Source organism: Tumebacillus algifaecis (genome assembly GCF_002243515.1).
In the GTDB taxonomy this organism is placed as follows: Bacteria; Bacillota; Bacilli; order Tumebacillales; family Tumebacillaceae; genus Tumebacillus_A; species Tumebacillus_A algifaecis.
Map to the genome: position 1 here is coordinate 258,792 of NZ_CP022657.1, position 17,673 is coordinate 276,464.

Annotated in this window: 18 protein-coding genes, 1 pseudogene and 1 riboswitch; of the genes and pseudogenes, 13 read left to right on the forward strand and 6 right to left on the reverse strand. The window is 55.1% G+C overall.

Going from position 1 to position 17,673, the window contains the following annotated elements:
* Positions 1-88: 88 nt before the first annotated feature.
* Positions 89-658, reverse strand: a pseudogene (locus tag CIG75_RS01305) (xanthine phosphoribosyltransferase); the annotation flags it as partial.
* A gap of 142 nt (positions 659-800) precedes the next feature.
* Positions 801-902, reverse strand: a riboswitch (purine riboswitch).
* A 161-nt stretch (positions 903-1,063) separates the two neighbouring features.
* Here CIG75_RS01305 and CIG75_RS01310 point away from each other — a divergent pair.
* Genes CIG75_RS01310 through CIG75_RS01325 form a run of 4 tightly spaced genes read left to right on the forward strand, consistent with a single transcriptional unit; the run spans position 1,064 to position 3,715 of the window.
* On the forward strand, positions 1,064-1,528 hold the full coding sequence (locus CIG75_RS01310) for a hypothetical protein (protein ID WP_094235003.1): 465 nt from the start codon (positions 1,064-1,066) through the stop codon (positions 1,526-1,528).
* Positions 1,528-2,007 (forward strand): hypothetical protein, encoded by a 480-nt coding sequence (locus tag CIG75_RS01315; RefSeq protein WP_094235004.1) that lies wholly within the window; start codon positions 1,528-1,530, stop codon positions 2,005-2,007. The genes CIG75_RS01310 and CIG75_RS01315 overlap by 1 nt, the downstream gene beginning before the upstream one ends.
* A gap of 12 nt (positions 2,008-2,019) precedes the next feature.
* The gene (locus CIG75_RS01320; protein ID WP_094235005.1) at positions 2,020-3,255 is read left to right on the forward strand and encodes a glutathionylspermidine synthase family protein; all 1,236 of its coding nucleotides are present in this window, start codon (positions 2,020-2,022) and stop codon (positions 3,253-3,255) included.
* A 25-nt stretch (positions 3,256-3,280) separates the two neighbouring features.
* On the forward strand, positions 3,281-3,715 hold the full coding sequence (locus CIG75_RS01325; protein ID WP_094235006.1) for a DUF350 domain-containing protein: 435 nt from the start codon (positions 3,281-3,283) through the stop codon (positions 3,713-3,715).
* A gap of 32 nt (positions 3,716-3,747) precedes the next feature.
* On the opposite strand, the gene mscL is transcribed toward CIG75_RS01325, so the two are convergent.
* From mscL to CIG75_RS01350, 5 genes are all read right to left on the reverse strand, one after another.
* Positions 3,748-4,209, reverse strand: a complete 462-nt coding sequence (gene mscL / locus CIG75_RS01330; protein WP_227874400.1) for a large-conductance mechanosensitive channel protein MscL — start codon at positions 4,207-4,209, stop codon at positions 3,748-3,750.
* A gap of 160 nt (positions 4,210-4,369) precedes the next feature.
* A complete protein-coding gene (locus tag CIG75_RS01335; protein ID WP_227874320.1) occupies positions 4,370-5,560 on the reverse strand; it encodes an MFS transporter in 1,191 nt (396 codons plus the stop codon).
* Entirely contained in the window at positions 5,553-6,167 is a 615-nt protein-coding gene (locus CIG75_RS01340; RefSeq protein WP_094235008.1) for a DsbA family oxidoreductase, read from the reverse strand. The genes CIG75_RS01335 and CIG75_RS01340 overlap by 8 nt, the downstream gene beginning before the upstream one ends.
* Before the next feature lie 213 nt (positions 6,168-6,380).
* Positions 6,381-7,259, reverse strand: a complete 879-nt coding sequence (locus CIG75_RS01345; protein ID WP_094235009.1) for a carbon-nitrogen hydrolase family protein — start codon at positions 7,257-7,259, stop codon at positions 6,381-6,383.
* Positions 7,260-7,283: 24 nt separating this feature from the next.
* On the reverse strand, positions 7,284-7,907 hold the full coding sequence (locus tag CIG75_RS01350; protein ID WP_322348598.1) for a GNAT family N-acetyltransferase: 624 nt from the start codon (positions 7,905-7,907) through the stop codon (positions 7,284-7,286).
* Between the two features lie 416 nt (positions 7,908-8,323).
* Here CIG75_RS01350 and CIG75_RS01355 point away from each other — a divergent pair, with 416 nt between their 5' ends.
* The 9 genes from CIG75_RS01355 to CIG75_RS01395 all read left to right on the forward strand — a co-directional run bounded on the left by CIG75_RS01355 (position 8,324) and on the right by CIG75_RS01395 (position 17,667).
* The gene (locus CIG75_RS01355) at positions 8,324-10,123 is read left to right on the forward strand and encodes an ABC transporter transmembrane domain-containing protein (protein ID WP_094235011.1); all 1,800 of its coding nucleotides are present in this window, start codon (positions 8,324-8,326) and stop codon (positions 10,121-10,123) included.
* The gene (locus CIG75_RS01360; RefSeq protein WP_094238290.1) at positions 10,086-11,825 is read left to right on the forward strand and encodes an ABC transporter ATP-binding protein; all 1,740 of its coding nucleotides are present in this window, start codon (positions 10,086-10,088) and stop codon (positions 11,823-11,825) included. Before CIG75_RS01355 ends, CIG75_RS01360 begins: the two co-directional genes overlap by 38 nt.
* Positions 11,826-11,961: 136 nt before the next feature.
* Positions 11,962-12,768, forward strand: coding sequence for a ComEA family DNA-binding protein (locus CIG75_RS01365; protein ID WP_094235012.1), 807 nt, complete (start codon positions 11,962-11,964; stop codon positions 12,766-12,768).
* Between the two features lie 87 nt (positions 12,769-12,855).
* Entirely contained in the window at positions 12,856-13,701 is an 846-nt protein-coding gene (locus CIG75_RS01370; RefSeq protein WP_094235013.1) for a sulfurtransferase, read from the forward strand.
* A gap of 5 nt (positions 13,702-13,706) precedes the next feature.
* Entirely contained in the window at positions 13,707-14,054 is a 348-nt protein-coding gene (locus CIG75_RS01375) for a toprim domain-containing protein (protein WP_094235014.1), read from the forward strand.
* Between the two features lie 35 nt (positions 14,055-14,089).
* On the forward strand, positions 14,090-14,476 hold the full coding sequence (locus tag CIG75_RS01380) for a DUF423 domain-containing protein (protein WP_094235015.1): 387 nt from the start codon (positions 14,090-14,092) through the stop codon (positions 14,474-14,476).
* A 112-nt stretch (positions 14,477-14,588) separates the two neighbouring features.
* Complete coding sequence (locus tag CIG75_RS01385; RefSeq protein WP_094235016.1) at positions 14,589-16,265, forward strand: spore germination protein; 1,677 nt, start codon at positions 14,589-14,591, stop codon at positions 16,263-16,265.
* Positions 16,262-17,437, forward strand: coding sequence for a Ger(x)C family spore germination protein (locus tag CIG75_RS01390; RefSeq protein ID WP_094235017.1), 1,176 nt, complete (start codon positions 16,262-16,264; stop codon positions 17,435-17,437). The genes CIG75_RS01385 and CIG75_RS01390 overlap by 4 nt, the downstream gene beginning before the upstream one ends.
* Positions 17,434-17,667 carry a hypothetical protein gene (locus tag CIG75_RS01395; protein WP_094235018.1) on the forward strand — a complete coding sequence of 78 codons (234 nt, stop codon included), beginning with the start codon at positions 17,434-17,436 and terminating at the stop codon, positions 17,665-17,667. The genes CIG75_RS01390 and CIG75_RS01395 overlap by 4 nt, the downstream gene beginning before the upstream one ends.
* Positions 17,668-17,673 lie beyond the last annotated feature (6 nt).

The following is a 17,673-nucleotide window of genomic DNA, read 5'->3' on the forward strand; positions in this document are numbered from 1 at the left end:
AGCCGTTTGCAGATGGAATCGAAGCGGATGTTGCATCATGGTCTGCATTTGTACTCGAAGGTGTTGGGACAGCTATGCTGTCAGACGTTTCGAGGAACTCGATATGGTTGGGCGACATCGAAGCGATGCGAGCCAGGGAGTGGATGCGTGCGCCGGCCGCTTCTAATTTGCTGCGGCCGTCTTGAAAGCTTTTTTCGATGACAGCTCCGACGCCGACCAGATGGGCGCCCGCTTGTTGGACGATGTTGATCAGGCCAAGCAGAGCGTCGCCGGTAGCGAGGAAGTCGTCGATGATGAGCACGCGGTCGTGCGCGTGCAGGTAGCGCTTGGAAACCGATACTTGGAACGTCTCTTGACGGGTGAAGGAAAAGACTTCAGCCGTGTACAATTCTTCAGTCAAGGTGACCGCTTTTTTCTTTTTCGCATAGAGAAACGGCACTTGCAGCGCCGCCGCTGTGGCCAGCGCAAAATGGATGCCGCTCGCTTCGATCGTCAACACTTTGGTGATCGGCTCACTCTGGAACACGTTCGCAAATTCGCGGCCAATGTCCATCGTCAGCATCGGGTCAACCTGATGATTTAAAAACGCGTCTACTTTTAAAACCTGATCGGATAACGCCTGACCGTCGAGGAGAATTCGTTGGTGTAAGGTCTTCATGATGGTGTCCCCTTTGCTCGTTAGTTGGCATCAATCGTCTGAAAAAATAAAAGCCCAGACGGCAGGGGACGCTTGTTTATCACAAGTGAAACCTGACCGTCTGGGCTAAATTCCCATAGGTATCACACATAGGACGCCTATGTGCGAGGTGTGCTTCACTCGTAGTCAAGCCATTTACGGTAGCCTGGTAGAAACTTGTGGGCCATATCCCCACGATTATACGAGAGCTTATTCAATTGGTTGGTCACCATCAATCTAACACAGAAGTGTAATCCATGACAAGTGGAAATGAAAGATAGATGAACAAAAAGCGGTCGAGGGCATTGGAATGTTCGTGTTTTGTGCTGCATCCTTTTTCACACTGGTTCGTATATCCTAGTGTATTTCATAAGGAGGGACACAAGGATGGCGAAACTGGAGTATCGACTGCTCGACGAAGAGCAGGAGTTTCCCGTGCTTTACTCGTATGCGAGCGTGGAGAAACAAGAGATCTTGCTGCGTTTTGCCTGCGACTATTTTGTAAAAGAGCGCACCATTTACAGCAAAACCTCGACCGCGCTTGAAGGTGATCTGCATGTGATCTATGTGGAGCTGGCCTATGATGAGCACATCGTCGATTCGACGTTGCATCCGCTGGCTCATCAGGCGGGCATCCGTTTGGAACTTCGAGAATATAAGGATGATACCGTCATTTATCCTTTGATCCATACCTATGAATTTAAATCGGCAGACGATGTGCTGCTGATGTTGACAAGCAACTATCTCTATCTTGGCGGCCGCGAATGGGAGCGTTCCTCCACAGAGGTCGATGAGGACCGTCAAGTGTATGTGTATTACGCGACGCCGACAGCATGGAAGGGGGATCAGTGATGGACAAAACGACCAAATTGGTCAGCCTGTTTGCAGCCACCGTGCTGGTTGCGAGCACGCTTGCCGGGTGCGGCGACGGCGATGATGAAGTTGCGCAGGAGCAGGCGATCTGCTATGACGACAATGACGACGGACACTGTGACGACAGCGGAAACGAAGTCGATCGATCGTTCGGATTTATCTATATCGGTGGCCATAAGCAATATTACAAAAAAGGGTACTATCCTGCGAACGGCAAAATCTATCGTTCGTCGAAATCGAGCAACACCTCCTCTTCCAACTCTTCGGGCACAAGTACAGACAGCGGCAAAAACGGCACGGGCAGCGCACAGCCGCCGAAATCCAGTTCTGGCACCGGAACGGTCGTCTCCCCCGGCACGAGTTCCAACTCCGGCAAGTCTACGTCCGGTGCGAACACCGGAGTGTCCTCTGGTTCGAAAGGCGGCATCGGCTCGTCTTCGAAGTCCAGTTCGTCTTAGACGAGGCGTGCGATGAACTACGAAGCGCGCAGGGCGCAGATTTATAAACCTTTGCAAGCGGAAGGCATCTTTACGTGGGATTGGATGTATGGAGAGGAGTACGCGCTGGCCGATCTGCATCTGATCCGCGCAGATTTTCGACGCGAGATCGCCGTGGCGACCGAGCGGCTCGGCGCGATTTTTACGAAAATGGTCGGAGTGATCCAGCAGGGAGATGACCAACTGTTGCTGGAGCTCGGCATTCCGCAGGCGGCGCTTACCGCCGTGCGGGTAGGGATGCCAGTGCCCTCGGCGACGGTGGTCGGTCGATTCGATTTTGCCCCGACCGCAAACGGCTTGAAGATGCTGGAGTTGAATGCGGACACGCCGACGGGGATCGTCGAAGCGTTTCATGTGAACGGGCAAGTGTGCGCCGCCTACGGGGTAGCCGATCCGAACGATGGCTGTGACGAGCAGTTGGCTTTGGCTTTTCAAGATGTGCTGAAAGCGTATGCAGACAGCGGGATGGCGACGGAACGCATCTGGTTTTCGGCCCTCGATTGGCATGAGGAAGATGCCGGGACGACCAAGTATCTGTTGGCGCGATCCGAATTGCCGGGGAACTTTGTCGCCTTGGCCGATCTGCGGGTGCTGGATGACCGTTTATACGCCCTGCAAGGCGAGGAATTGCATCCGGTCGATGTGCTGTACCGATTGCACGCGTTGGAAAAGCTGGTCGAGGATCGGGACGAGGACGGCTATCCGACCGGGGAGCATCTGCTGCGGCTGATCGCAGAACGGCGTGTGGCGATCATCAATCCACCGTCCGCCTTTCTCGCACAGACCAAAGCGCTGCAAGCGTTGATTTGGAATTTGCATGAGCAAGGGCAGTTTTTTACGCAGGCTGAGCATGAGACGATCGCCACCTACATGCTGCCGACCTATTTGGAAAATCGCTTTCAGGGGAGCAAGGCGTATGTTGCCAAGCCGATCTGGGGACGTGAAGGCGGAGCGGTGTCCTTGTTTACAGCTGACGGCGTTCCGATCGAGCGCGATGCTGACGAGTTCTACTGGGAGCAACCGATGATCTATCAGGAGTTGGTGGAGTTGGAGACGGTCGAAGTGCAGACGCTAAAAGGCACCTATCGCGGCCATCTGCTCTATGGCTCGTTTTGGATCGGCGGGCAAGCATCTGCCATCAATCTGCGTGTGGGCGGGCGGATCACCGGGAATCTATCCTATTTTCTGCCCGTAGGCATACAAGAGTAGTAGCTGAAGTGAGGAGGCTTTTTATATGATGCAGTGGGAAGGCATTGTTAATTTTTTGATCTATCTAGGGGTGGCACTGCCGATTTTAGGCTTTGGTCTGTTCGTGTTTATGATCACGACGCCTTACAAGGAATATCAACTGATCGCGGAAGGTTCGCAGACGGACGACCCGCGCAAGATGGCGGCGGCCAAGGCGGTGGCGCACGACTTGGGCGGCAAAGTGATTGGGCTTGCGATCGTGCTGGCCTCGGCGATCTTCCATTCGCTGAATCTGGTCGATCTGGTGATCTGGGGCGTGCTGGGCACGGTGTTTCAGGTGGCGGTGTTCTACCTGTTAGAACTGGTCGCGCCGTTCAAAGTGGTCTCTGAAATTCCGAAGGGCAACGTGTCGGTCGGCATTTTCACTTCGCGTTTGAGCATCGCAGTAGGCATTATGATGGCGGCACTGATCTCGTATTAACGGGCAAGAAAGCAGAACAAGCACGGAGCAGCTTATGGCTCCGTGCTTGTTTGCGGTTCGAGGCTGGATGTGCAATATTTGCACTTGGTCGCCTGAATCGGGATCTGTTCGATGCAGTGCGGACATTCTTTGGTTGTCGGATCGGCCGGAAGCTCCTCTTTTTTGCGCTTGAGCTTGTTCAACTGGCGAACGACGAGGAAGATCGAAAAGGAGATGATCAAGAAGTCGAGCACGTTGTTGAGAAACAATCCGTAGTTGAGCGTCGGAGCACCCGCGTTCTTCGCTTCCGTTAGCGTCGCGTAGGAAGTGGAGGACAGGTTGAGAAACAGGTTGGAAAAATCGACTTTGCCAAGCAAGAGTCCGATCGGTGGCATCAGGATGTCGTTGGTGAAGGAAGTGACAATTTTGCCAAAAGCGGCTCCCACCACGACACCGATGGCTAGATCGATGATGTTGCCTTTGACGGCGAATTCCCTAAATTCTTTAAAAACGATCGGAAACAACCCCTCTAGTACAAATGTAAGAGTACGACTTTCATTGTAACAGAAACGGCCAGCGAATATACTTTTCGATCGTGGGCAAGCGCGATTCATAGGCGCTGTGTAGCGGACATGACAAACGACCTTCTGCCTCTTGCACAGAAGGTCGTTTCGCTTAGGCAGGTTCCTGCCGCTTCCTGTTGCGTAGCAAATACACGCCATAGGCGATCAGATAGCCGACGACCAACAGCACCGACAAGCGATACATCCCGGCGTAGGAGGTCGTTTTGGCGACAGCGCCGAGCAACATCGCCCCCGCACCGATGCCGAGGTCGAAAGCGGAAAAATAGGTGCCGTTGGCCGCGCCGCGGCGGTGCGGCGGGACGCGGTTGATCGTCCAGGCTTGCAAAGACGGCTGGATCGCGCCAAAGCCGATGCCGTAGCAGACGGCAGCTGCGACCAACATCCCGACGCTGTCGGTGTACGACAACAGCAGCAGTCCGGCCGCCGTAAAGAGCGCACCGGGCCACAGTATCCACTGGTGTCCTTTGCGGTCAAATAGCACGCCGGCAAATGGCCGGACCAGCATCACCATCACCGCATTGGCAAGGAAGAACCAGCCGACGTTGGCGATTCCCACCTCTTGAGCGAACAAGGTGATAAAACTGACGATCCCGCCATAGGAGATCGCTATAAACAAGACCAAAAACGAGGGGAAAAACGCCTTTTTCTCAAAAAGCCCCTCTTTTCCTGCCGAAGCGTCCGCCGTTGGTTCGCGGCGCACAGGAGGCGCGATCTTGATCAGCTGTGACAACAAAATCGCCAAGACGGTAAGCCCTGTCGAGATCGCAAAGACCAAGCCAAACCCGTAGCTTTCCATCAGCCAGATGCCGAGCAGGGGAGCGAGCGCCATCGCCAAATTGCTGGACAGGCCGTAGTAGCCCATGCCTTCCCCGCGCCGCTGTGCCGGGATGATGTCGGCTACGATCGTGCCATAGGCGGTCGTCGTCAATCCCCAGCCAAAGCCGTGCACCACGCGCAAAAGCAGGACAAAAGCGACGGCGGCCGCCCAGTAATAACCGATGACCGACAATAGATAGATCACAAGTCCGATCAGCAGGATTTTGCGCCGTCCGACCGTATCGAGCCATTTGCCGGCAAACGGTCTGATCAACAGGGCGGAGATCGTAAAAATCCCGATGACCAAACCGACCTGCGTCTGATCCCCGCCCATGTTGCTGACATAGACAGGCAGGGTCGGGATCAGCATCTGAAAGCCCATAAACAAAAACAGGTTGGAGAGCGCTGTGGCAAAAAAGTCCCGCGTCCACAGCGGAGGTCGTGCTTGGGCGACCGACTTACTCACGAACCGCCTCCTCCTCGATGCGTTTCAGCATATCACGAAACGCATCCAAGGGCTGTGCTCCGACCACGCGGTACTTGTTGTTGACAATAAACGTCGGCGTCCCGGAGACACCGAATTGAGCGGCTTGGTCTTGGGCGGCTTCTACGCGCTGTGCATAGTGTCGCTCGGCAAGCGCTGTCTGCAATTTGGCGCGATCCAGTCCGATCTGTTCGGCCAAATCGAGCAACACGTTGACATCGCTGATGTCGCGCGCCGCTGTGAAGTTGGCTTGAAACACCAACTGGTGGTACGCTTCGAACTTGCCGTGATCCCGAGCAAATTCGCTCGCTTCGATCGCCAACCGCGAATTGAACAGCTTGTCAGCTTTGCCAAACTCGATTCCATACGCCGCACCTGCGCGACGAACCCCTTCAAACAGCGCATCCGCATCCGGAACGTTAAACTTCTCGGTCAAGAGTACCCCTTCTGCCGGAGTGTCCGGATGAATCTCGATGTTCACCCATTCGTCGCGAATCTCAAATTCCTCTTTTAGCCGATCGATCAGACCCTTGCCGATATAGCAGAACGGGCAGATATAATCGGAGAAGATCTTCAGGTCAACTACCATGTTCAACACGCCTCCTCATCCTGATCAACGTATCGTTTCCGAAAACACGCTACACTCTTAGTTTAGAAAGTTGCTTTCACTTTTGCAGTAACGAGCCTTACCATCCGGCATTTCTATGATGTGCAGTTCGCTTGCCATGTAAAAGGGCGCAACGCCATGAAGGGGGCGTTGCGCTCTTTTGATTTGCACGAGATGTTGTCACAAGCGGTACTTTCACGCTTTGGCGACAACGCTTGGATATTTGGCGTACAGCTCCGGTTTGCGGTCATAATAAGGGGAGACGTTGCCTTGGGTACGGTTATCATGCAATTGCGCCAGATCGATCGGGGCGGTCGTCACCATGCTGGCGTTGAGCACGCCATCGGCGAGAATCCCGTCCGGAGCAAATGGATAGTCGCACGGCGCGAAAACGCCTCCTTGCGAGTAGGCCATGTCGATCTGTTCCACGCCGGGGACACTGCCGACCAGACCGCTCATCACGACGAACAGTTGGTTCTCCACGGCACGCGCCTGTGCGCAGTAGCGAACGCGATAAAAGCCGGCTGCCGCATCGGTGTACGAGGGGCACAGGATGATCTCCGCTCCCATGTCGGCCACGATGCGCGCCGTTTCTGGGAACTCGATGTCGTAGCAGGTCAGAATCGCCGCTTTGCCAAGCTCGGTGTCAAACACGGCAAACTCTTCGCCAGGCGTCAACTTCCACATTTTGCGCTCCTCCGGCGTGGTGTGCACTTTGTTCTGGGTCTCGATGCGTCCGTCCGGATAGAACAGGTAGGCTTTGTTCACATACCCGTCGCCTTCCTTGACGATGTGCGTCCCGCCGAGGATCGTCATTTCATTTTCCTGTGCCAGTCGGGAGAAGTGCTCCACGTACTGATCGGTGAAGCTGTCCAGATAGGCGATCGCTTCCGCATGGGTCATCTCCGGCTGTAGCGCCAGCAGTTGTGCTGTCTGATATTCGGGAAACACCAGCAGACGTACATGATGCCGCTGTGCCGACTGCACGTGCATTTGCACCGTCTGCCAGTATTCTTCAACCGATTGCAACGGTTTGAGCTCATAGGTCACCGTTCCGACCAATGGAGTTGTCATTTTGAAGCACCCCCTAGTTCGTATTTATCGAATCAAATCGGGGTTGGGCCATTCGACCAACACCGCTTTGTGCAAAGACTCTGCATCTTCTAAGTAATCGTCCAGAACTTGCAGCGGACGCAATCCCTGTTTCAACATGAACGACAGCACCAAGTCGGACAGCTCACCGCTGACCACGCGCTCCACATACTGTTCGGCGCTCATCTTGTCTGCATGTTCATGGAAGTTTGGAATGCGGCACCCGGCCAAAAATCGCTTCAGCCCAAGCTCGACCACCAACTGCTGGCGGGCCTGATACAGCGCTTTGGCTACTCCTTTGCCCCGAAAGGACGGTCGCACACAGACATCGATCCCGTACAGGCTGTCACCGTCCGGTTGATGGCGACCTGCAATCCAGCCGTTGTCAGACACTTCGGCCCACGTGTGCGGCTTGCCGTCATGCTTGATCAAAAGCGATGTTGCTGAGCCTGCGATCACACCGTCCACGACAGCGAGCATCGTGCCTTGGGGAAAGGTGTTGACGTGTGCGGCGATCTGTTCGCGCTGCCACCACAATTCCTCTGGGAACGGAGGCGGAAACGCTTCACGCTGCACCTCAAGCAAACCTGCAAAATCTTCGAGCGTATAGGGACGAATTTGCACGGTCACGAGCAGACCCCCTTTTGCTAAAGTTACAATTCAAGATTGTAGCATAAGATGAGGAAGAAGAAAAAGTTGTAAAAAGAACCTTTACAACCAATCCACTCGCAATGTATACTCTATACATTCAAAAAATTCCGAAGGGAGGTTTCGCGATATGCAAAAGTACATCATCAACATCCAAGATCCAAAGGATAGCCATGCACATCAGCGACAATTGCATATCGATGCGGAACAGCCTGAACGAATTACATTTGTGTTGTAAGTTTTTTTGGACTTACATCTCATAACGTAATCGACACCACAGGAGACGTTCTGCGTACACCTGTGGTTTTTTGTTTGTTGTCGTAAACCCAAAGAGTCACAGGCATCCTCGATGTCAGTGGCTCTTTTTGTATGGGAAAGAGGGGAGTGGAAAAGCAATCATGAGTATTTTTCGAGATTTGATGTGGTATTTCAGGATGGAGAAGAAATCGTATGCGACAGGTGTGATCATCCTGTTGTTCGTGGCCGCCCTGAATCTGGTACCACCGTATGTGGTCGGCGTGGTCGTCGATGACGTCAACCAAGGTACGCTGACAGGTGGCGAATTGTTCAAGTGGATGCTGTGGCTGTTGGCGATCGGGGTTAGCATTTATATCCTGCGCTATATCTGGCGGATCTTCATCTTCGGCGCTGCGTTTCGACTGAGCAAACTGCTGCGCAACCGCTTGTTTAAACACTTTACCAATTTGTCGCCGCAGTTTTACCACAAACGCCGCACCGGGGACTTGATGGCCCATGCCACCAACGACATCTCGGCGATCGAACTGACCGCAGGCGACGGGGTGTTGACGCTGGTGGACTCGATTGCGATGGGGGGAGCTGTCATCATCGCGATGGCTGTGACGATCTCCTGGGAACTGACGCTTATCACCTTGCTGCCGATGCCGATCATGGTCTACGCGGAGGTGCGCTATGGCAATCTGTTGCACGAGCGCTTCCACAAGGCGCAGGAGGCGTTCTCCACACTCAATGACAAGGTGCAGGAGAACATCGCCGGCGTCCGCGTGATCAAAGCGTTCGGGCAAGAGAATGCAGAGAAGAAAGAGTTTGAAACACTGACCAAAGACACGGCTCACAAAAACATCGAAGTGGCGAAGATCGATTCCCTGTTCGACCCGACCATCTCCTTGGTCGTCGGTCTGTCTTTCTTCCTCGCCGTATCGGTTGGCGGCTATTTTGTGGTCCAGGAAAAAATTACCCTCGGTCAACTCACGCAGTTCACCATCCTGCTCGGCCATCTGATCTGGCCGATGTTGGCCTTTGGCTGGCTGTTCAACATCGTCGAGCGCGGTCGCGCTTCCTATGACCGCGTCGATGCACTGCTCAACATCAAGTCGGAAGTCTGGAACAAAGAGGACGCGCAAAAAGAGGTGCCGAGCGGCGACATCACGTATGCGATCGACGCCTTCTCCTATCCGGAAAAAGAGACATCGGCCTTGCAAGACATCCACATCGAGCTGAAACGAGGCCAGACGCTCGGCATCGTCGGCAAGACGGGAGCGGGCAAATCGACACTGCTGCGCCTGCTCCTGCGCGAGTTCGATGTGAACGCAGGAGACATTCGGATCGGCGACACGTCGATCTATGACTACAAACTGCGCTGGCTGCGCTCAGCGATCGGGTATGTGCCGCAAGATCATTTCCTCTTCTCGGCGACCATCGCAGAAAACATCGCGTTTGGTCGCCCAGGTGCGACGATGGACGAAGTGGTGCAGGCGGCGAAGCTGGCCTGTATTCACGATGACATCCTGCACTTTGAAGAAGGTTACAAAACGGTGGTCGGCGAGCGTGGCGTCACGCTGTCCGGCGGGCAGAAACAACGGATTTCGATCGCGCGCGCTCTGCTGATGAACCCGGAAGTGCTGATTCTTGACGACTCGCTGTCCGCCGTTGACGCTAAGACGGAAAAGGCGATCCTCGATGCGCTAAAAGCGTATCGACAAGACAAAACGACGCTGATTTCGGCCCATCGCCTCTCTGCGATCGAACATGCGGAAAGCATCGTCGTGCTCGAAGAAGGCCAGATCGTCGAGCGGGGCCGACACGACGAACTGATGGCGGGTGACGGCTGGTACGCGATGATGTATCAGAACCAGCAGTTAGAATCGCTGGTGGAACAAGGAGGTGGATCGGACCGTGGTGATGCGAAGACTGCTTCGTTACCTGATTCCGCATCGTAAGGCGCTGATCACCGCGTTTGTGATGTTGGCGCTGGCGACGGCGGCCGATGTAGCTGGGCCGCAACTGGTACGGATTTTTATCGATGATTATTTGACGCCGCGGCAATTTGACCGCGACATGCTGATCTTGCTTGGCGCAGGCTATCTGGTTCTGCATGTGTCGGGCGTGTTGATCAACTATTTTCAACTGCTGTCCTTTCATAAAATCGCCCACTGGATCGTCCGCCAACTGCGGATCGACGTATTCAGCAAAGTGCAACATCTGGGCTTGGAGTTTTTTGACCGCACACCGGGCGGCTCGCTCGTCTCGCGGGTGACGAACGATACGGAAGCGGTCAAGGAGCTGTTCGTCTCCGTCCTGTCCGCCTTCGTGCAGAGCATCGTCCTGATGATCGGGATTCTGGTCGGCCTGTTCATCCTCGACCCGAAACTGGCTGGCCTGTTTACGATTGTGGCCCCGCTGATCATTGTTCTGATGTGGATCTACCGCAAAATCAGTTCGAAAGTCTTCCATCTTTCGCGGGAGAAGCTGAGCCAGTTGAATGCGCGGCTTGCCGAATCGATTCAAGGCATGACGATCATCCAAGCGTTCCATCAGGAAAAACGGATGCGCGAAGAGTTCGGCCAGACCAATGATGAGCACTACCGGGCGAACATGAAGCGCCTGAAGATCAACGGCTTGCTCCTGCGTCCGTTGGTCGATCTGCTCTACATGTTCGCCTTGATCCTGATCCTCGGCTATTTCGGGGTCGAATCCCTGACGACCTACGTATCAGTCGGTGTGATCTATGCGTTCCTGAACTACCTCGACCGCTTCTTCGAGCCGGTCAACCAAATGATGTTCCGTCTGGCCCAGATGCAAGAGGCTTTGGTCGCAGCAGAGCGCGTGTTCCAACTGCTCGACCAAGACCGCTATGCGCCGACCCAAGAGGGCACAGACAACCCGGTGCTAGGCGAAGGGCTGATCGAGTTTAAAGATGTGACCTTCTCCTACGACGGTTCCAATAACGTGCTGAAAAATATCTCCTTCACCGCCAAGCCAGGGCAGACGGTCGCACTCGTCGGCCACACGGGCAGCGGGAAGAGCACGATCATCAACCTGCTGATGCGCTTTTACAAGTTGAGCGACGGTGAGATCACCATCGACGGTGCGCCGTTGCAGTCGTTCTCAGAAGCGGAACTGCGCAACAGGCTGGGGCTCGTGCTCCAAGATCCGTTCCTGTTCGTCGGCGATGTGAAGCAAAACATCCGCCTGCACAATGAGCGGATCACCGATGAAGAGATCATTTCGGCGGCGCAGTTCGTGCAGGCCGATCCCTTTATCCAAAAGCTCCCGCACGGCTATGACGAACCGGTCGGCGAGCGGGGGGCGACGTTCTCCAGCGGTCAGCGGCAACTGTTGTCATTTGCCCGCACGATGGCGTTGCAACCGAAAGTGCTCGTCCTCGACGAAGCGACGGCGAGCGTCGATACGGAGACCGAAGAGATGATCCAGCAGGCGCTCGAAAAAATGCGGCGCGGCCGCACGACGATCGCGATCGCGCATCGCCTTTCGACGATCCAAGATGCTGACCTGATCCTCGTCTTGCATCGCGGCGAAATCGTGGAGCGCGGCACCCATCAGGAACTGCTCGCCGAGCAGGGCCTCTACCACAAAATGTACCTGCTCCAGCAAGGGGCGGTAGAAACAGCAGCGGTTTAGTTTTCTTTTTCATACAGTGGCGAGAACCCCTAGCTTATTCGTAAGCTAGGGGTTTTATTTTCAATGCTTCACGAATCAAGCGATTATGTGAGAAAATAGTAAATACAATCTTCTGAGGACAAGGGGGTAACATCGCATGTCTTCTATCACATCGAAAGGCAGCACCTGGGAGTGGAGCAGATCGCTTTGGATGATCTGGACTATCTTTTTTGGAATGTTTACATGGGTTTCCTTTTGGTATATCGCCTATCGGGTGAAGCAGATGAAATGGGCCGGATGGGGCTTGTTGTATTTTGCGGCATTTGGCTACATCATCGCGTTTGCCGGATCGGAGTATGAAGGCACATTCTGGGGTGAGTTCTGGTTTGTGGTCATCTTCGTCACCTGGATCGGCGGAATGTTTCACGCTTGGGCAGCGCGCAAAGAGTATCTGCTGCGCTTGGTTGCCATTTCGAAGTTGCAGGTCAACGCACAAGAGCGGTTAAAAAATCAGATCGAGTTGGAATACGATGTGGACATCGACGGGCAGGAGCAGCCGAAAAGAGCGGTCAAGCCGGTCAGTGCGCAGGCGGGAACACAGCAGGTCGTATCCGAATCGGCACCTGCTACATCCCTGCAAAAGCAAGCGGTGCAGACCGCATCGGATGCAGGCCCCGTTGAGCCGGAGCCGATCGAAAGGGAGCGTCCGTCGTCCCCTCCTCCTGCTGTTGCGACCGAACCGGCACATGATGGGCTGGTGGACTTGAACAACGATCCAAAGGAGCGCCTCGCCGAGTTGCCGAAGATCGGCATCGTGCTGGCGATGAAGGCAGTTTCGATCCGCGAGACGCAAGGCGGCTTTGCTTCGGTCGAACAGTTTGTGGAAGCGGTCGGCTTGAAGCCGCATGTGGCAGAACTGCTGCGTGAACAGATTGTGATCCGTCCACTTCGTTCCAGCAATTGAAACAGATCGCCAAGCCACCCGTCTTGCGGGTGGTTTTTGCGTATGCGACAATGGAAACAAGATGAGGGAAGAGGATGTGATTTGGCAATGACCTCCAATTTGGTCAGCATGGAATGGCTTTTGGAGCACCTGAACGACCCGCACGTACGTCTGGTAGACTGCCGTTTTGTCCTCGGGCAGCCCAACGCAGGCGTGCAGGCCTACCAAACGGAACACCTGCCGCGTGCAGTCTATTTTGACCTAGAACGCGATTTGTCTGCACAGGTCGCCGAGCATGGCGGTCGCCACCCGTTGCCGAACGTGGAGGAACTGGCGGCTAAGCTTGGCCAACGCGGTTTGGGCGATGAGCACCTGATCGTCGCCTATGACGACCAAGGTGGCGCGATGGCCTCGCGTTTCTGGTGGTTGCTCAAATATATCGGCCACGACCGCGTGGTGGCGCTCAATGGTACCTTTAGCGCGTGGAAACAGGAAGGGCATCCGACGACCGCAGAGGTTGTGCCCGTTTCGCCGACCGAATTTACTGCACACAGCCAATCCGACTTGGTGGTGCATATGAATGAGGTAAGAACGAAGCTTGGCGACGGGAAAACGCTCCTGATCGACTCGCGGGAGGCTGTGCGTTACAAAGGGCTGCAAGAGCCAATCGATCCGGTCGCCGGACACATTCCGGGCGCTGTCAACCACTTTTGGAAGGATTCCCTGAAAGCGGACGGCACTTGGAAATCGGCGGACGAGCAGCGCGAACGCTTCCAAGAGGTGGCACCGGAGACGGAAGTGATCGTCTATTGCGGCTCCGGCGTCACCGCCACGCCGAATATCCTCGCCCTTCAGGAAGCGGGGTATCGCAACGTCAAACTGTACGCCGGCTCTTGGAGCGACTGGTGTTCCCACAAAGAGAACCCGATCGCCACTTCGAAGGAAGAAGGGTAAAAGCCATGTATGTTGTCCGAAAAGTGATCATCGTGGAAGGGAAAACGGACAAACGGCGGCTCTTGGAGCTGCTCGCAGAACCTGTGGAGGTGATCTGCACGTTTGGCACGCTCTCTGAAGAAAAGCTGGAAGACCTGATCGTGCCGCTACAAGCCGAGGAAGAAGTCTACATTCTGGTTGACGCTGATGACGCCGGCAACAAAATGCGCGCCCAACTCAAACGGGAGCTTCCCAACGCCCGCCACCTTTACACCCGCAGGATGTACCGTGAAGTGGCGACCACCCCGATCGACTATCTGATCGAGGTGTTGGCAAAAGCTCATTTCGAACTCAAAACGCCAGATCTGCTATAAATGTCGTTCGATCGAACACAGAAACGAGGTACGCTATGCTCACAACATTCGTCAGGCTCGGTGCGATCAACCTGTTCCTCGCCGTCGCCCTCGGCGCGTTTGGTGCACACGGATTGGAAGGTAAGATCACCGATCATTATTTAGAGATTTGGAAGACCGGGGTGCAGTACCAGATGCTGCATGGCACCGGAATCTTGATCGTGGCGCTGCTCACACAGTTTTTGGGCGCGCCCAAAGCGTTGCGCGCAGCGGGCTATCTGTTCCAAGCGGGCATCGTCCTGTTTGCAGGCTCCCTGTACATTCTCGCCATCACTGGAATCGGCTGGCTTGGCGCGATCACGCCGCTTGGCGGGGTCTGCTTCCTGATCGGCTGGGCCTTGCTCGCCTATGCGGGCGGCAAACGAATCAAACGAGTCAAATAGCAACGACCGCTGTGGTCAACTACCGCTCCCATTCGTGGGGGCGGTATTTTTATTCCAGTTCCACGCATACTAAAATTGCCACTGGAAGCAGATCAAGGAGGAGGTGTTGCCGATGTATCGAGGAAAAAAGAAGGTCCAGCACGACAAGCGACAGGATGCACAAACAACGCGAGCGGACGAGCAGAAGAGCGGGCAAGCGAACAGCCAACAGGAGGGGCGTGCCAACAGCCGGACGGCGGAGGAGCAGTGGAGCGAGCAAGGGGCAACACCGATCTCATCGCGCTTGCAGGAGAATCAGGACTATCTGGAAGCGTTGTTTCAGGACAGCTCCGACTTCGTGATTCGCGAGTTCGAAATCGATAAGGGAAGGCAGGCGGTCTGCGTCTTTGTTGACGGTCTGGTTGACACTTCGCAGGTCAACATGGTGCTCAAAGCCTTGATGATCGACGAAGGCGGATCGGGAACCTCGGAGCGGATTTCGATGACCACCTTGCCTTCTTCCCAGATCACCGAGGTCGATCACTTTAAAGATTTTGTCAAACTGATTCTGGCCGGCGACACGGGCATCCTGATCGACGGCAACAACAACGGACTGGTGCTCGGCCTGCGCGGGGGAGATGTGCGCGTTGTCGCGGAACCGGAGACCGAAAAGGTGGTGCGCGGTCCGCGCGACGGGTTTGTGGAAAACTTGCGCACCAACACGGCGCTTGTGCGCCGCAAACTGCGGACCCCCAATTTAAAAATGAAACCGATGGTCCTGGGCCGCCAAAGCCGTACGGCGCTCGTCGTGTCCTATCTGGAAGGCATCGTGGACCCGAAGGTGGTTGAAGAAGTGGTCGGCCGCTTGTCGAGGATCGAGATCGATGCGGTGCTCGAATCGGGATATGTCGAAGAGTTGATTCAGGACAGCACCAACTCGCCGTTTCCGCAGGTGCAGTACACCGAACGGCCCGATACGGTCGCCGCTTCATTGCTGGAAGGGCGGGTTGCGATCATTATCGATGGCACCCCATTTGCGCTGATCGTGCCGACCACGTTCTGGCAGTTTTTGCAGGCCAGTGAAGACTACTACGAGCGCTACCAGATCGCGACGCTGGTCCGTTGGTTGCGCTACACATTTTTGATCATCTCGCTGTTTACGCCATCCCTGTACATCGCCGTGACCACCTTCCACCAGGCGATGCTTCCGACACCGCTTTTGCTGAGCATTGCGGCGGCGCGGGAAGCGATCCCGTTTCCGGCGGTGATCGAGGCGTTCATCATGGAGATCTCCTTTGAGGCGCTGCGAGAAGCGGGGATTCGACTGCCGAAAATGGTCGGGCAGGCCGTGTCCATCCTCGGCGCGTTGGTCGTCGGCCAAGCGGCGGTCGAGGCGGGCATCGTGTCCGCTCCGATGGTGATCATCGTTTCGATCACGGGGATCGCATCGTTCACGATCCCGCGCTACAACGCCTCGATCGCCGTTCGAATGTTGCGCTTTCCCTTGATGATTGTCGCCGCAATCTTTGGCATCTATGGCGTGATCTTAGGTGGCTTGTTCATCTTAGGCCATATGGCCAACCTGCGTTCCTTTGGCGTTCCTTATCTGTCGCCAACCGGCCCTTTGTCGGTCGGTGACTTAAAAGATGTGTTGATTCGCGCCCCTTGGTTTGCGATGAAAAAGCGTCCCGAGTTTCTCTCCACCGGCAACCAAAATCGCTTGGGAGAAACGATGAGGGAAGAGCTCTTGCAGGAGGGTGGACAAAAAGGCAAAACGATCGAGCACAAGAGTGAGGAGGGAAGCGGATGAGGCGACGCAAAGCGGTACTCACGATCATCGCGCTCTTTTTGGCGCTGACACAGACGGGCTGCTGGGACCGCACAGAAGTGAACGATATCGCGATCGTGCTGGCCACCGCGTATGACTTGGACAGCGACGGGCAGTTCCGCGTCACCGTGCAGTTGCCGCTGCCTGGACAGTTGGGCGGCAAATCGGGCGGCGGGGGCGGAACATCCGGTTCGAAAAGTTACTACGTCGATTCCGCGTCAGGAAGTTCGATCCGCAATGCCTCGATGCGCTTGCAGCAGCGGATGCCGCGCCAACTGTTTTATGCGCATCGCCGCGTGTTGGTGATCGGTGAGGAACTGGCGAAACGGGGCATTCGCCCCATCTTTGACGCGGTTTCGCGAATCCCGGAAAATCGTCTGACCTCCACCATCGTGATCGCTAAAGGCAAGGGATACGAGATCTTAAACAAGCAGCCGCGCTTCGAGCGCTTTTCCAGCGAAGGCATCCGTGAGATCGTCAATACCCAGTCAGTTTTTGGCGTGATGATCAAAGATGCGACGCAAATGTTGAGCGTCAGTAAGATCGACGCGATGATCCCGGTCGTCCAAGCCAAGTTCACGGAGGGGTCGGAGGAAAAGCACGAGGAAGTACAGTTTTCTGGGTACGCCGTGTTTCGTGATGACAAGATGAAGGGTGAAATTAAAGGGGAGGCGGTCGAAGGCATCCGCTGGTTGAGAAGAAAGGTGAAACCTTACACGGTCACACTGAAAGACGAGAGCGGAGAGATCACGGTGGCCTCCGTTTTCAAGGGAAGTTCCAAGGTAAAGCCGATTCGCCGAGGGGACCATTTTCATTTTCAAGTCGAGGTCAAAGGAACAGCCTACTTGTTGGAAAACCTGAGCAACCTCGAACTGAGCGCGCCAGACAACGTGCTGAAGGTCAATCGCATGCTGAGTGCGCAAGTTCGATCAACGATCCTGTCGGCGGCCAACGAGATTCGCGAACAGGAGTCTGACATCGCCGGACTCGGCGTGCTGGTCTATCAACAATTCCCGAAAGACTGGCAAGAACAGTACAGCAAAGACTGGAGAGCGGAGTTGCCGAAAGCGACGTTCGATGTGCAAGCAAAGGTGGAGATCTCACGGATCGGGCTGACGACGGAGAACCTCGCCAAACGGCAGGACACGAAATGAGCAGCAGTATCTTCCAGGTTTTGATCGCGCTGTTCTACGTGGCGACGTGGCTGTTCGACTGGCCTACGCTGCGGCAGAAAAAGAAATTAGAAAAAGCGATCTACTACACGTTGGCGGCCTGTGTCTTGGGGCTGTATCTTGCCAGCCTGTTGCAACTCGAGGTGTGGCTTCCTACAAAATGGATCGCCTATAACTGGTCCAATTGGCTGCACAGCAAGTTAACTTCGTAATGGCGA

Bases quoted from the DNA above. Each gene is read 5' to 3' on its own strand.
- CIG75_RS01310 (WP_094235003.1), top strand. From the start codon at position 1,064: ATGGCGAAACTGGAGTATCGACTGCTCGACGAAGAGCAGGAGTTTCCC.
- CIG75_RS01315 (WP_094235004.1), top strand. From the start codon at position 1,528: ATGGACAAAACGACCAAATTGGTCAGCCTGTTTGCAGCCACCGTGCTG.
- CIG75_RS01320 (WP_094235005.1), top strand. From the start codon at position 2,020: ATGAACTACGAAGCGCGCAGGGCGCAGATTTATAAACCTTTGCAAGCG.
- CIG75_RS01325 (WP_094235006.1), top strand. From the start codon at position 3,281: ATGATGCAGTGGGAAGGCATTGTTAATTTTTTGATCTATCTAGGGGTG.
- CIG75_RS01340 (WP_094235008.1), bottom strand. From the start codon at position 6,167: ATGGTAGTTGACCTGAAGATCTTCTCCGATTATATCTGCCCGTTCTGC.
- CIG75_RS01345 (WP_094235009.1), bottom strand. From the start codon at position 7,259: ATGACAACTCCATTGGTCGGAACGGTGACCTATGAGCTCAAACCGTTG.
- CIG75_RS01355 (WP_094235011.1), top strand. From the start codon at position 8,324: ATGAGTATTTTTCGAGATTTGATGTGGTATTTCAGGATGGAGAAGAAA.
- CIG75_RS01360 (WP_094238290.1), top strand. From the start codon at position 10,086: ATGCGAAGACTGCTTCGTTACCTGATTCCGCATCGTAAGGCGCTGATC.
- CIG75_RS01365 (WP_094235012.1), top strand. From the start codon at position 11,962: ATGTCTTCTATCACATCGAAAGGCAGCACCTGGGAGTGGAGCAGATCG.
- CIG75_RS01370 (WP_094235013.1), top strand. From the start codon at position 12,856: ATGACCTCCAATTTGGTCAGCATGGAATGGCTTTTGGAGCACCTGAAC.
- CIG75_RS01375 (WP_094235014.1), top strand. From the start codon at position 13,707: ATGTATGTTGTCCGAAAAGTGATCATCGTGGAAGGGAAAACGGACAAA.
- CIG75_RS01380 (WP_094235015.1), top strand. From the start codon at position 14,090: ATGCTCACAACATTCGTCAGGCTCGGTGCGATCAACCTGTTCCTCGCC.
- CIG75_RS01385 (WP_094235016.1), top strand. From the start codon at position 14,589: ATGTATCGAGGAAAAAAGAAGGTCCAGCACGACAAGCGACAGGATGCA.
- CIG75_RS01390 (WP_094235017.1), top strand. From the start codon at position 16,262: ATGAGGCGACGCAAAGCGGTACTCACGATCATCGCGCTCTTTTTGGCG.
- CIG75_RS01395 (WP_094235018.1), top strand. From the start codon at position 17,434: ATGAGCAGCAGTATCTTCCAGGTTTTGATCGCGCTGTTCTACGTGGCG.